Origin of the sequence: Microbacterium sp. BWT-B31 (assembly GCF_041379855.1) — a bacterium.
GTDB lineage: Bacteria > Actinomycetota > Actinomycetes > Actinomycetales > Microbacteriaceae > Microbacterium.
Map to the genome: position 1 here is coordinate 1 of NZ_JBFECU010000015.1, position 12,719 is coordinate 12,719.

At 68.6% G+C, this 12,719-nt stretch carries 12 protein-coding genes, 1 tRNA gene and 1 pseudogene; 7 read left to right on the forward strand and 7 right to left on the reverse strand.

Features of this window, described 5'->3' with window-relative positions; genetic code table 11:
- Together AB1K54_RS13885 and AB1K54_RS13890 are read left to right on the forward strand one after the other, a co-directional pair.
- Nucleotides 1-97: pseudogene (locus tag AB1K54_RS13885) on the forward strand (IS982 family transposase); the annotation flags it as partial.
- 180 nt (nt 98-277) lie between these two features.
- Entirely contained in the window at nt 278-856 is a 579-nt protein-coding gene (locus AB1K54_RS13890) for an isochorismatase family protein (RefSeq protein ID WP_371203359.1), read from the forward strand.
- Between the two features lie 44 nt (nt 857-900).
- On the opposite strand, the gene AB1K54_RS13895 is transcribed toward AB1K54_RS13890, so the two are convergent.
- A tRNA-Lys gene (locus tag AB1K54_RS13895) sits at nt 901-973 on the reverse strand.
- A 120-nt stretch (nt 974-1,093) separates the two neighbouring features.
- Between AB1K54_RS13895 and AB1K54_RS13900 the strand changes: the two genes are divergently transcribed.
- The 5 genes from AB1K54_RS13900 (at nt 1,094) to AB1K54_RS13920 (ending at nt 5,304) form a co-directional block, all read left to right on the forward strand.
- Entirely contained in the window at nt 1,094-1,705 is a 612-nt protein-coding gene (locus tag AB1K54_RS13900) for an anti-sigma factor domain-containing protein (protein ID WP_371203360.1), read from the forward strand.
- Nucleotides 1,706-1,737: 32 nt separating this feature from the next.
- Nucleotides 1,738-2,373, forward strand: a complete 636-nt coding sequence (locus AB1K54_RS13905) for a DNA-directed RNA polymerase subunit beta (RefSeq protein WP_371203361.1) — start codon at nt 1,738-1,740, stop codon at nt 2,371-2,373.
- A gap of 281 nt (nt 2,374-2,654) precedes the next feature.
- Nucleotides 2,655-3,539: an aminodeoxychorismate lyase gene (locus tag AB1K54_RS13910; protein ID WP_371203362.1), complete on the forward strand. Its 885-nt coding sequence runs from the start codon at nt 2,655-2,657 to the stop codon at nt 3,537-3,539.
- 293 nt (nt 3,540-3,832) lie between these two features.
- Nucleotides 3,833-4,885, forward strand: coding sequence for a hypothetical protein (locus tag AB1K54_RS13915; protein WP_371203363.1), 1,053 nt, complete (start codon nt 3,833-3,835; stop codon nt 4,883-4,885).
- On the forward strand, nt 4,882-5,304 hold the full coding sequence (locus AB1K54_RS13920) for a GntR family transcriptional regulator (protein ID WP_371203364.1): 423 nt from the start codon (nt 4,882-4,884) through the stop codon (nt 5,302-5,304). The genes AB1K54_RS13915 and AB1K54_RS13920 overlap by 4 nt, the downstream gene beginning before the upstream one ends.
- 138 nt (nt 5,305-5,442) lie before the next feature.
- Here the strand turns inward: AB1K54_RS13920 and pstB are convergent, their stop codons facing one another.
- The 6 genes from pstB to AB1K54_RS13950 all read right to left on the reverse strand — a co-directional run bounded on the left by pstB (nt 5,443) and on the right by AB1K54_RS13950 (nt 12,699).
- The gene (gene pstB, locus AB1K54_RS13925) at nt 5,443-6,222 is read right to left on the reverse strand and encodes a phosphate ABC transporter ATP-binding protein PstB (RefSeq protein WP_371203365.1); all 780 of its coding nucleotides are present in this window, start codon (nt 6,220-6,222) and stop codon (nt 5,443-5,445) included.
- 22 nt (nt 6,223-6,244) lie between these two features.
- Nucleotides 6,245-7,339: a phosphate ABC transporter permease PstA gene (gene pstA, locus AB1K54_RS13930; protein ID WP_371203366.1), complete on the reverse strand. Its 1,095-nt coding sequence runs from the start codon at nt 7,337-7,339 to the stop codon at nt 6,245-6,247.
- Between the two features lies 1 nt (nt 7,340).
- On the reverse strand, nt 7,341-8,291 hold the full coding sequence (pstC, locus tag AB1K54_RS13935; RefSeq protein WP_371203367.1) for a phosphate ABC transporter permease subunit PstC: 951 nt from the start codon (nt 8,289-8,291) through the stop codon (nt 7,341-7,343).
- 78 nt (nt 8,292-8,369) lie between these two features.
- Nucleotides 8,370-9,476, reverse strand: coding sequence for a phosphate ABC transporter substrate-binding protein PstS (locus AB1K54_RS13940; protein WP_371203368.1), 1,107 nt, complete (start codon nt 9,474-9,476; stop codon nt 8,370-8,372).
- A 122-nt stretch (nt 9,477-9,598) separates the two neighbouring features.
- The gene (locus tag AB1K54_RS13945; protein WP_371203369.1) at nt 9,599-10,537 is read right to left on the reverse strand and encodes an NUDIX domain-containing protein; all 939 of its coding nucleotides are present in this window, start codon (nt 10,535-10,537) and stop codon (nt 9,599-9,601) included.
- Nucleotides 10,534-12,699 (reverse strand): RNA degradosome polyphosphate kinase, encoded by a 2,166-nt coding sequence (locus tag AB1K54_RS13950; RefSeq protein WP_371203370.1) that lies wholly within the window; start codon nt 12,697-12,699, stop codon nt 10,534-10,536. The genes AB1K54_RS13945 and AB1K54_RS13950 overlap by 4 nt, the downstream gene beginning before the upstream one ends.
- Nucleotides 12,700-12,719: the final 20 nt, after the last annotated feature.

A 12,719-nucleotide genomic window follows, 5' to 3' on the forward strand; every position in this document is an offset into this window, starting at 1 on the left:
CGTCGCCGCCAGACTCCTCGCCCTCGCCGCCGGCATCTGGCACAACTGGGTCACCGGCGCCCCCGCCAAACGCTCCCTCATCGCCTACGACCACTGAAGACGATCGGACTCACTCATCTAGGCGCGGGCGCAGGCATTCCTGGGCGCCGACAGCGTCCCCGCGGTCGTGGTCGTCGTCGGTGACGGTGTGCTCGCGCCGCCTCTGATACGACCTCGGGCGGGCGAGCCGGTGGCCGTCGAGGGTTGCGCGCCAGGACGAGGGTCGTACGCTCGACACATGACAAAGGCGCTGTTCATCGTCGACGTGCAGAACGACTTCACCGAAGGGGGAGCGCTCGGCGTCACGGGCGGCGATGCCGTCGCCGCGGGCATCACGCGCTTTCTCGCGGAGCACGCCGACGACTACGAGATCATCGTCGCGTCCCGCGACTGGCACGACGGCGAAGGTGACAACGGCGGTCACTTCGCGGCCGAACCCGACTTCGTCGACTCGTGGCCCCCGCACTGCGTGGCCGGAACCCCCGGCGCCGAGTACGACGACCATTTCGACACCGCACGCGTGACGCACCACCTCAAGAAGGGGCAGGGCAAGCCCGCGTACTCGCTCTTCGAGGGGGTGGACGACGACGGCCGCACCGCGAGCGACCTGCTGCATGAGCACGGCATCGTCGACGTCGACGTCGTGGGCCTCGCCACCGACTACTGCGTGCTCGCCTCGGGCCTCGGCGCGATCGAGCACGGCATGCACGTGCGGGTGCTCACCGACCTGGTCGAGGGCGTGCACGCCGACACGAGCGAGCGCGCACTCGCCGAACTCGCGCACAAGGGCGCCGAACTGATCGGCAGCGGGGAGTGACAGCCCAGCGGATGCCTCGACCCGGTCGTGCGGGTAATCGACGGTGGGCCCGGAGGGGCTCGAACCCTCGACCCGCGGATTAAAAGTCCGATGCTCTGCCAACTGAGCTACAGGCCCGTGCCTACAAGCCTAATGGGGCGTCGGGGCCGTCGTGACCGCACCGGCGTGCGCGTGGGCGGGACGGACGCATGCCGCGGCGATTACAGTCGGACCTGAAACGCGTCGACCGGGGGCGGCATGGACGATCAGCAGCCGGAGCAACCGGAGCAGCCGGAACAGCCGGAGGCCGCCTCGCGCGAGCCCGCAGAGCCGACCATGCCGGAACTCACGCCACGAGTGGTGGAGCCCGCGCCCACGACCACCACCCAGCAGGCCATCGAGCGGCGGCGCTGGGGGCGCGGGCTGGCCATCCTCGTGGCATCCGTCGTCGTCCTGCTCATCGCCGGCTTCGGCGCCGCACGGCTCGGCGACCTCCTGCACCGCACCCCTGAAGCTGCGGCACTCAGCCAGGTGCGGGCCGCGCCCGACCTTCGGTCGGTCACGAACGAGGTGTCCGGTGGCGGCACCGCGACCGTGTACTGGTCCGAGTCGCTCGGCGAGGCCGTGATCGCCGCGAACCGGCTGCCCGCCATCGGCGCCGACGAGGCGTTCGAGGCGTGGATCACGCGAGACGGCGAGACCGTGTCGGCCGCGGTCTTCGACGCGGTCACCACCGGCGAACACACCATCGTCGTGCTCTCGATCCCCGTCACGATGGGCGACACCCTCACCGTCACCGTCGAGCAGGCCGGCGGGGCGGCCGACGAAGCGCCCACGGGTGAGCCGATCGTCCAGCTTCCCACAGAGTGAGCCACCCCCGACGCGCGAGTACCCTGGAACGGGTGAGCGACTCGAGGGAATTCCACAAGCCTGTCAGGCGGTCGGCCGAACTGTTCGACCGGCTGTTCGCCGCCGAAGACCCCGCCGAGGTCTCGCGCATCGCGCACGCCACCGCGAGCGCCCTCCTGCGGCGGGTGCGCCACGAACCCGACGCCGCGATCGTCGACAGGCTCGTCGCGTTCACCGACGACCACGGCATCGACGACATCGCCGAACTCTGGTCTCGCGCGCCCTCGCGGTCCCTGCCCGGAGCCCTGTGGCGCCTGTACCTGCTGCAGCTCATGATCCACGACGATTCGAACACCGCCGCCCTGCTCTACGCGCGCGGACGCGTCGAGCTGCCGTCGGCCGATGACGTCATCGCCGGTGCGCCCACGCCCGCCGGCCCCGAAGAACTCGTCACACTCGTCGACACGATCCTGCGCGGCCTGTTCGAGGGGGACTTCGCCGTCGCGCTCGATCGAGCGGCCGCGTTCGCCCGCGTGCAGGCATCCGGCGCGAGCCACCTCGCCGACGACTACGAGCCCACCGAGCCCGAGCGCGCCTCAGCCCTCACCACGCGGGCCCTGCGCCTGTCCACCTACGCCGGCGACCTCTCGGCTTGCGCCGCGCTGTGGCGCATGGACGCGCTCACCTGAGGAGCGCCCGCGGGGCAACCCACCCCGTCAAAGCGAGTGCCGGGCCGCAGAACGCCGCGGTGCTGTGGGCCGCTGCGCGGGAGAGGCGTTCTGCGTCCCGTCGAAGAGAGTGCCGGGCCGCAGAACGCCTCTCGGCGCGAGGCCGCTCGCAGCGGCAGATATTGGAGCCCGGGGTTACTGCGGCCCGGCCGAATAATCATAACGGCTCACCGAGCCGGAGCATTCCCGCGCGCACGGGATTCCCGCGCGAACAGGCCATCGCCGTACCCTAGGATCGCTGGATGACCTGGCGTTTCGCTCTCGTGCTCGAGCCCGCGGCATCCGACGACCCTCGCCTCGACTTCACCGAGACCTTCACCGTCATCGACGCGTCCGAGCCCGCACTCAGCGTGGGCGAGCTCAGCGCGCAGCGCGGCGACGGCATCTTCGAGTCGATCGGGGTCGTCGACGGGCACCCGCAAGAGACGACGGCGCATCTGGAGCGCCTCGTGCAGTCGGCGCGCATCTGCGACCTGACGGCGCCCAACGTGCCCCAGTGGCGGCAGGCGATCGTCGCCGCCGCGGCGCGATGCCCGGCCGGAGAGAGCGTCATCAAGCTGATCCTGAGTCGCGGTCTCGATCACGGTGCGTACCCGACGGCGTGGGTGACCGCGGCGCCCGCGCCCGACAGCACGGCAGCCCGCGAACGCGGCGTCCGCGTGGTCACGCTCGACCGCGGCTACGCGATCGACACCCCCGCGCGCGCTCCGTGGCTGCTGCTCGGCGCCAAGACCCTCTCGTACGCGGTGAACATGGCGGCGCTGCGCGAAGCCAAGCGCAGGGGAGCGGATGACGCGATCTTCGTGTCGTCGGACGGCTTCCTGCTCGAGGGGCCGACGTCGTCGCTGATCCTGCGGTCGGGCGGCCGGTTCGTCACCCCCGAGCCAGGCGCCGGCATCCTGCATGGCACGACCCAGGTGAGCCTGTTCGCCGAGCTCGCGCGCCGCGGGTTCGAGACGGCGTACGAAACGCTCCCGGTCACGGCGCTGGCGAAGGCGGATGCCGCGTGGCTGGTGTCGAGCCTGCGGCTGGCCGCGCCCGTGGCCGAGGTGGACGGCGCCGCGCTTGCGATCGACGCCGAGCTGACGGCATCCGTCAACGAGTACCTGCTGAGCCCGCGGGACTGACCCGCGGGCCAGTCGTCGGAGAACGTCGCCGACGCGCCGGTGACGGATGCCGCACCGCGGCCTGTCGGGGTCGCTCTCCGCCCCCGCGCGGCGGGGCCGGGCATCAGCACAGGTGCGCGTGCCGTGCCAGTGCGCCGAGCACAGCGTGCTGTGCGATGTGCCAGTCGTGGAGCACCCTCGCCGGTGCGTTGCGATGTTCTTGACGGGGCGGCGCAGGTCGCTGAGGGAATCTTGTACTCCACACGCGATACAAGTTGTGATAGAACTGTGGCACAAGATCTTTAGGAGGCACGATGACACGTTTCGGTGCGAGAGGTTTCGGTCTGATCGACTGGGTGGGTGCGGCGTTCTCCTCACCGCTCGTGTCGCTCGCTCTTGCCGTGCTGGCTGCTGGCGTCTTCTTGGTGTTCGTCGGCGCGCGCGGCAGGCGTCGTGAGCTGGTTTCGCTCTCAGAGGCGGCGGCCAGGTCGGTCAGATCGCGGTACATGCCTGAGCGCCGCATTCTCGGGATAGCGGCGCTTGCCGTGATTGTTGTGTTCGCTGCCGAGAACGTGATCCGCGGCTACCTGCTGAATCTGGTTGATGTCGTGTCGTGGTGGCGCTTCGCAACCCCGCTCGCGTCGAGCTTCCTCGCGATCGTGGTGTTGGCTGCTCTGGTCCTCTTGAGGGGGTCAGCTGCGTCCGAGTCTCCGGTTGTGACGGGGGTTCGGCGGAGTTGGACAACGTTCGGGCCGCGTGTGGGACTGATCGTCTGCGGGATCGTGCTGGTCGTTCTGGTGGGGACGACGATCGCGGCGGGCGTGGCTTCAGTCGCTGATGACCATGGCCGATACATCTGGCTCGAGATCCCGATTCCGAACGAGGGTGCGATCGATCCGATCCGGCTCTGGTTCTACGGGTGGGCGTTCGGAGTGCCGGTGCTGATCGCCCTTGGGGCGTTGATCGCTGCGACAGGGGCGGTGCTGCATCTCAACGCCGCGCGTGCCTTCATTCGGCCCGACACAGTGTCCTCGGAACGCGCGCTTCGCGCAGAGGTGGCGAGCGGCACGGTCTCGATCGCCACGGCAGGGATGCTGCTCGCTCTGGCTGGGGCGTGGCGACTGATCGCTTCTGCGGGCTCGACCTGGCAACTGGTGATCGAGGGCCAGAACGGGGGGAACCCGTACGAGGCGGTCTGGCGGTTTGCGGAGTTGGGCGCCGTGGCCGGCTGGCTGGCTCCCGCCATCGAGATCGTTGCGTTCACCCTCCTCTTTCTCGTCGCCAGCGAACTGCGTCGAGGCACGACCGAACCTTCGGCTGACGCCAAGAGCAGCGAACTCGTTGAGGCAATGGAGTCGGAGCAGTGACCGCGAACCCGATACTGTCCGCGACCGACGACGGCAGCCCGACGACCGACATCTACCGACAGTTCCGCGGTCTGATCGTCTCCGGCCAGCTTGGCGCGAACGAGCGCCTGCCTACCGTGCGTCAGACCGCTGCTGACCTGGGCGTGGCACCGGGCACCGCCGCGAAGGCGTACAGGATGCTCGAACAGGACGGACTGGTCGTCACCCGCACCGCTGCGGGCACACGGGTCGCCGAGTCGGCGGCGCGCCTCCCCTTGACTGTCACGCGACGGATCCGCGAACTGGTCGCCGAAGCGCAAGCCGCGGGAGCTGATCCTGACGTTGTGATCGACGTGCTGCGGGTCGCCTGGCGCGCGATCGGTGGCGTCACCTCCGGATCCACGAGCGACGAAGACGGAACTCGTGAACCGACCAGATAGCCCTATTCATCCAGCAGCAATCTCGCTTCCGCCGACCTTGTGCGTCAGCATCCCTCTCAAGCAGTTCGAGGCGATCGATCGGTCGACACCGCGATGCGACGGCACGCACGGCGCGGCCGGGGATCGCCGGCAGAACCGTCACCCGAATCGACCCGAGACGTAATCCTCGGTGGCCTGCACGGACGGGTTGGTGAAGATCGTGTTCGTCTGGTCGTACTCGATCAGCTTGCCGGGCTTGCCGGTTCCGGCGATGTTGAAGAAAGCCGTCTTCTCGCTGACGCGTGAGGCCTGCTGCATGTTGTGCGTCACGATGACGATCGTGTACTCCTGCTTGAGCTCGCCGATCAGTTCCTCGATCGCGTAGGTCGAGATCGGGTCGAGCGCGGAGCACGGCTCGTCCATCAGCAGCACGTCGGGCGACACCGCGATCGCGCGGGCGATGCACAGACGCTGCTGCTGGCCGCCCGAGAGGCCCGAGCCGGGCTTGTCGAGGCGATCCTTGACCTCGTTCCACAGGTTCGCGCCGCGCAGGGACTTCTCGACCAGCGCGTCCGCGTCGGACTTCGAGATGCGGCGGTTGTTGAGCTTCACGCCGGCCAGCACGTTCTCTTTGATCGACATGGTCGGGAACGGGTTGGGGCGCTGGAAGACCATGCCCACCTGGCGGCGAACGGCCACCGGGTCGACGCCCTGACCGTACAGGTTCTCGCCGTCCAGCAGCACCTCGCCCTCCACACGCGCGCGGGGAATGACCTCGTGCATGCGGTTGAGGGTGCGCAGGAACGTCGACTTGCCGCAGCCGGAGGGCCCGATGAAGGCGGTCACGCTGCGCGGCTCGATCGAGAGGGAGACGCCCTCCACGGCGAGGAAGTCGCCGTAGTAGACGTTGAGGTCGTTGACTTCGATGCTTTTTGACACGACTCGTACTTTCGGGTTGTGGTCAGCGACCGGACTTGGGTGCGAAGAACTTGGCGATGAGGCGCGCGATCAGGTTCAGCGCCATCACGATGATGATGAGGGTGAGCGCCGCCGCCCACGCGCGGTCGACGTACGCCTCGGCGGGAATGCCCTGGTTGGCGTATTCGGTGTAGGTGAAGACGGGCAGGGTCTGCATGCGCCCGTCGAACAGGTTGTAGTTCATGCTGTTGGTGAAGCCCGCGGTGATCAGCAGCGGGGCGGTCTCGCCGATGACGCGCGAGATCGACAGCATGACGCCGGTGGTGATGCCGGCGATCGAAGTGGGCAGCACGACCTTGACGATCGTCAGCCACTTCGGCACGCCGAGCGCGTACGAGGCCTCACGCAGTTCGTTCGGCACGAGGCGCAGCATCTCTTCGCTCGAGCGCACCACGACCGGGATCATGAGCACCGCGAGTGCGATCGAGCCCATGATGCCGAGGCGGATGCCGGGGCCGAGGAAGATCGCGAACAGGGCGTACGCGAACAGACCCGCAACGATCGACGGGATGCCGGTCATGACGTCGACGAGGAACGTGATGCCCTTCGCGACGCGCTTGCCTTCGCCGTACTCGATGAGGTAGATCGCGGTCATCAGGCCGATCGGGATCGAGATGACCGCCGCGGCGAGCGTGATGAGCAGCGTGCCGATGATCGCGTGCAGAGCGCCGCCGCCCTCGCCGACCACGTTGCGCATCGACATCGAGAAGAAGTCGGCGTCGAAGCGGGCGAGGCCGTTGGCGACCACGGTCCATGCGACCGAGATCAACGGCACCATCGCGATGAGGAAGGCGATCGTCACGACGGCCGTCACAAGGCGGTCCACGGCCTTGCGCCGACCCTCGACGATGCCCGACACCACGGCGACCAGCACGAGGTACACGATGGCCGACACGACGAGCCAGCCGGCCACGTTGAAGGCTTCGCCGGACGACATCGCGACGACCGTGAACACGCCCAGGACGACGACGACGGATGCCGCCACCAGCGCCCACGGGACCCATCGTGCGAGCACTCCGCTGTGCAGCGACGCGTCGCTGTGCGCCACGCGCGGGGGAGGAGGAGCTGTGATCGTCATGTCAGTTCGCTCCCGAGAATTCCTTGCGACGGTTCACAACCCAGCGCGCGAGGGCGTTGACGGCGAACGTCACGATGAAGAGGATGAGGCCCGTCGCGATGAGCACGTTGATGTTCACGCCGTACGCTTCGGGGAAGGTCAGTGCGATGTTCGCCGCGATCGTGGACGGGTTGGTCGAGGTGAAGAGCTCGAAGGTGACGGTGCCGGTGGCCGACAGCACCATCGCCACGGCCATCGTCTCGCCCAGCGCGCGGCCCAGGCCCAGCATCGAGGCCGACACGATGCCGGAGCGGCCGAACGGCAGCACGGCCATGCGGATCATCTCCCAGCGGGTGGCGCCGAGGGCGAGCGCCGCCTCTTCGTGCAGCACGGGGGTCTGCAGGAAGATCTCGCGGCAGATGGCCGTGATGATCGGGACCACCATCACCGCGAGCACGATCGCGGCGGTGAAGATCGTGCGGCCGGTCGCCGACACGTCGCCCGCGAAGAGCGGGAACCACCCCATGTTGGCGTTGAGCCACGTGTAGGCGGGCTGCACGGCTGGGGCGAGCACGAGGATGCCCCACAGGCCGAAGACCACGGAGGGCACGGCGGCGAGAAGGTCGACGACATAGCCGAGGCCGGCCGCGAGTTTGCGCGGTGCGTAGTGCGTGATGAACAGCGCGACGCCGAGCGACAGCGGCACGGCCAGAAGCAGCGCGAGGAAGGCCGCCCAGATGGTGCCGAACAGCAGCGGCCCGACGTAGGCCCAGAAGTTGCTGGTCAGCAGTGAGGCGTCGTCGCTGGTCGCGCCGATGGCGGGCAGCGACTGGATGATGAGGAAGATCGCGACCGCGGCGAGCGTCGCAAGGATCATGCATCCGGCGAAGAGCGCAGAACCCGAGAACCAGATGTCTCCGGGCCGTTGCTTGGCTTTCGCGCTCTGCGTCGGCGGAGCGGATGTCGCGGTCATGGGGCTCTCTCGGTGTGGGTTCCTGCGGACGCGGTTTCGGGGGCGGCCTGCGCCGCCCCCGAAACCTCTGGGATTGTCTTACTCCGTGACGATAGCGTCCACCGCGGCCTGCGACTTCTCACGCAGGGCGTCCGAGATGGGGGCGCTGCCGGCGTTGGTCGCAGCGGAGTCCTGGCCCTCGGCGCTGATCGCAGTCGAGAAGAAGCCCTTCACGAGAGGCGCGATCGCGGCATCCGAGTACTCGGCGCAGCCGATCAGGTAGCTGATCAGCACGACCGGGTAGGCGCCGGCTTCGGTGGTGTTGCGGTCGATCTTGATGGACAGGTCGCTCGCGGCGCGGCCGTCCTCGAACGGCGAGGCGTCGACGGCGATCGCGGCGCCTTCGGCCGAGTGGCCCACCCAGTCGTCGCCCACCTGGACGAGGACCGAGGCGAGGCCGCCGGCCTGCGACGAGTCGGCGTAGCCGATCGTGCCCTGACCGCCCTTGACCGCGTTCACGACACCCGACGTGCCCTGTGCGGCCTCGCCGCCCTCGATGGGCCACTCCTCGACCGAGCCGTAGGTCCAGACATCCTCGGCCGTCGCCGACAGGTAGTCGGTGAAGTTGCCGGTCGTGCCCGACTTGTCAGAGCGGTGGACCGGCGAGATGCGCAGGTCGGGGAGCGTGACGCCCTCGTTCGTGGCGGCGATCGCCGGGTCGTTCCAGTTGGTGATCGTGCCGGCGAAGATGCCGCCGAGCGTGGCCGGGTCGAGGTTGAGCTCGTCGACGCCGTCGATGTTGAAGATGATCGCGATCGGCGAGATGTACGCGGGGATCTCGACGAGGTCGCTGCCGTCGGCGCAGGCGTCGAACGGGCCGGCGGTGATCTCGTCGGCCGTGAACGCGCGGTCCGAGCCGGCGAACTGCACGGCGCCGGACTGGAAGGACTCGCGGCCGGTGCCGGAGCCCTGGGGGTCGTAGTTGACGGTGAGGTCGGGGTTCGCGGTCTGGATCAGCGAGGTCCAGGCCTGGATGGCGACCTGCTGCGAGGTCGCACCCGAACCGTTCAGGATGCCCGAGAGCACCTCGGCCGTGTCGGCCGGGGTCTCAGCGGGCCCGGACGGCTCGTTCGAAGCGCACGCAGTCAGCGAAAGTGCTGCGATTGCGGCGACGGCGCCCAGCTGGGCGAGGCGTGAAATCTTCACTGTGTGAATCCTTATGGGTTTCGTGGATTGCTGCCCGGTGCGGGGCACGTCAGGAAAGCTAGACAGCGACCGTTACGCAACGGGAGTGAAGAGGTGAACGGAAGGTGAACGGCCCAGGGCGGCTATGTCTTGGGTTCGTGCGTCTCGATCATCACGATGCCCGAGCCGGGGTTTTCCACCGACAGGTGCGCCACCGAGAACGCGCCGGGTTCGAGAGCCGACGCGCTGCCGAGATACGAGCCGCGGAGGGTGCCGGTGGCAAGGGCCAGCTCGCTCAGGATCTCGGGCAGGACCGGTCCGTGGCTGCACACGATCGCAGGCTTGCGCGAGCGCACCCGCTGGCCGATGATCGTGCGGGCGTCCGACTCGCCCTCGTCCCAGGCATCCTGGCTGATCAGCTTCGTCTCGGTGATCTTGACCCCGACCGCCGCCGCGAGAGGCTCGACGGTCGCCACGCATCGCACCGCCGGGCTCGACACGATCTTCTGCACGCCGAACGCCGCCAGCGGCCGCACCAGCGACTGGGCCTGAGCGGCCCCGCGCGGCGTGAGCGGGCGCTTGCGGTCCTTGCCTTTCCACCCCTCGCGCGAGACGGCCTTGGCGTGCCGGAGCGCGATGATCGGGAAGGTTCGCAGCACCCCCTCGTCGACGAGGCGCACGAAGTTGTCGAGGATCTCGACGTCGACCGGATAGCTGAGGCGTCCGCGGGCCTTGCGCAGCGACACCCACTCCAGCGCCGCGATCTCGCGGTTCGGCACGAACGCTGACGCGCGGATCGCGGCCTCCGTCGCCTCGGCAGCCCAGTAGTGCACGATCTTCAGCCGCTTGTTCGGCATGCGATAGCGCGAGACCCCGACCGGCACGCCGAGGGCGACCCGGATGCCGGTCTCTTCGAACACCTCGCGCACGGCTGTCTCGGCGAGCATCTCGCCGGGGTCGACCTTGCCCTTGGGGATCGTCACGTCGCGGTAGCGGGTGCGGTGGATGAGCAGGACCATGATCTTGCCTTCGACCTCGCGCCAGACGACGCCGCCGGCGGCGTAGACGGCGACGTCCGTCATCGCACCGCCCGCGCTCGGCGCCGGCGGTGGACGCTCGTCATCGTGCGGTCCTGCAGATCCACGAGCGGCTTGCCGGACTCGCTCGTGCGGTGCCGCGCCCACTCGCCATCGGGCCCGAGCCACCACGAACTCGTGGTGTCGGCCATCGCACGGTCGAAGAGGGCGATCAGTTCGGCCACGTGACCGGGGGCCACCACGCGCACGAGCGCTTCGACGCGCCGGTCGAGGTTGCGGTGCATCATGTCGGCGCTGCCGATGTACACCATGGGATCGCCGTCGTTGTGGAACGCGAAGATGCGCGAGTGCTCGAGGTACCGGCCCAGGATGCTGCGCACGGTGATGTTCTCGCTCATCTCGGGCACGCCGGGCTTGAGCGAGCAGATGCCGCGCACCCACACGTCGACCTTCACACCGGCCTGGCTGGCCCGGTAGAGCGCGTCGATGATCTGCTCGTCGACCATCGAGTTCACCTTGATGCGGATGCCCGCGGGCTTGCCCGCGACCGCGTTGCGGCGTTCGCGCTCGATGAGTCGCAGCAGACCCTTGCGCAGGTGCAGCGGCGCGACCAGGAGCCGCTTGAACTTCTTCTCGATGGCATAGCCGCTGAGTTCGTTGAACAGGCGCGTAAGGTCGCGACCGACCTCGCCGTCGATGGTGAACAGGCCGAAGTCCTCGTAGATGCGGCTGGTCTTGGGGTTGTAGTTGCCGGTGCCGACGTGGCTGTAGTGGCGCAGCACGCCGTCTTCCTCGCGGATGACGAGCGCGAGCTTGCAGTGGGTCTTGAGCCCCACGAGACCGTAGACCACGTGGACGCCCGCCTTCTCGAGCTTGCGCGCCCACACGATGTTCGCCGCCTCGTCGAACCGCGCCTTCACCTCGACGAGGGCGAGCACCTGCTTGCCGGCCTCGGCGGCGTCGATGAGCGCCTGGACGATGGGGCTGTCGCCCGACGTGCGGTAGAGCGTCTGCTTGATGGCGAGCACGTGCGGGTCCTTCGCCGCCTGCTCGAGGAACGCCTGCACGCTCGTTGCGAACGACTCGTACGGGTGGTGCACCAGCACGTCACCCTCGCGGATCGCCGCGAAGATGTCGGTCTTCTCGTTGTTGTCGCCGGGCTGGAACGCCATCGCGGTGGTGGGCACGTGCGGAGGAAAGCGCAGGTCGGGCCGGTCGACCCTCGACAGGTCGAACAGCCCCCGCAGGTCGAGGGGGCCGGGAAGCCGGTACACCTCCTGCTCGGTGATGCCGAGCTCGCTCAGCAGCAGCGCGAGGGTGACCTCATCCATGTCGAGGCCGACCTCGAGACGGATCGGCGGCCCGAAGCGGCGACGCAGCAGTTCGGCTTCGAGCGCCTGGATCAGGTTCTCGGTCTCGTCCTCCTCGATCGCGACGTCCTCGTTGCGCGTCAGGCGGAACGCGTGCTGATCGAGGATCTCCATGCCGGGGAACAGGTCACCGAGGTTGTTCGAGATGAGGTCTTCGAGTGCGAGGTAGCGGGCGCCGGACTCGTCGCGCGACACCTCGACCACACGGGGGAGCATCGGCGGCACCTTCAGGCGCGCGAACTCCTGGCGCCCGGTCCGGGCGTTGCGGATGCGGATAGCGAGGTTGAGCGACAGACCCGAGATGTAGGGGAACGGATGCGCCGGATCGACCGCGAGCGGCATCAGCACCGGGAAGACCTGGTCGTGGAAGTAATCGGTGAGGGTGGAGCGCTCGGCGGCGGTGAGGTCGTTCCACGACACGATCCGGATGCCCTCTGCGACCAGTCCGGGCTGCACCTGGGTGAGCCAGGTCTCGGCGTGGCGCAGCTGCAGGCGGTGCGCCTCGGCCGAGATGTCGGCGAGCACGTCCTGCGGGGCCCGTCCCACGTTCGTGGCGACGGCGAGGCCGGTGAGGATGCGGCGCTTCAGGCCCGCGACGCGCACCATGAAGAACTCGTCGAGGTTGCTCGCGAAGATCGCGAGGAAGTTCGCCCGCTCGAGGAGGGGGAGCGTCGGGTCCTCGGCGAGCTCGAGGACGCGCTGATTGAATGCGAGCCAGCTCAGCTCGCGGTCGAGGTATCGGTCGTCGGGAAGCTGCGAGTCGAACGCCACGTCGTGGTCGAAGTCGTCGTCGTCCGCGTCACCGAGCCCGGTGTCGAGTACGTCCTGTTCGATCATCCATTCATCATTGCAGGGCG

Bases quoted from the DNA above. Each gene is read 5' to 3' on its own strand.
- AB1K54_RS13890 (WP_371203359.1), top strand. From the start codon at position 278: ATGACAAAGGCGCTGTTCATCGTCGACGTGCAGAACGACTTCACCGAA.
- AB1K54_RS13900 (WP_371203360.1), top strand. From the start codon at position 1,094: ATGGACGATCAGCAGCCGGAGCAACCGGAGCAGCCGGAACAGCCGGAG.
- AB1K54_RS13910 (WP_371203362.1), top strand. From the start codon at position 2,655: ATGACCTGGCGTTTCGCTCTCGTGCTCGAGCCCGCGGCATCCGACGAC.
- AB1K54_RS13915 (WP_371203363.1), top strand. From the start codon at position 3,833: ATGACACGTTTCGGTGCGAGAGGTTTCGGTCTGATCGACTGGGTGGGT.
- pstA (WP_371203366.1), bottom strand. From the start codon at position 7,339: ATGACGATCACAGCTCCTCCTCCCCCGCGCGTGGCGCACAGCGACGCG.
- pstC (WP_371203367.1), bottom strand. From the start codon at position 8,291: ATGACCGCGACATCCGCTCCGCCGACGCAGAGCGCGAAAGCCAAGCAA.
- AB1K54_RS13945 (WP_371203369.1), bottom strand. From the start codon at position 10,537: ATGACGGACGTCGCCGTCTACGCCGCCGGCGGCGTCGTCTGGCGCGAG.
- AB1K54_RS13950 (WP_371203370.1), bottom strand. From the start codon at position 12,699: ATGATCGAACAGGACGTACTCGACACCGGGCTCGGTGACGCGGACGAC.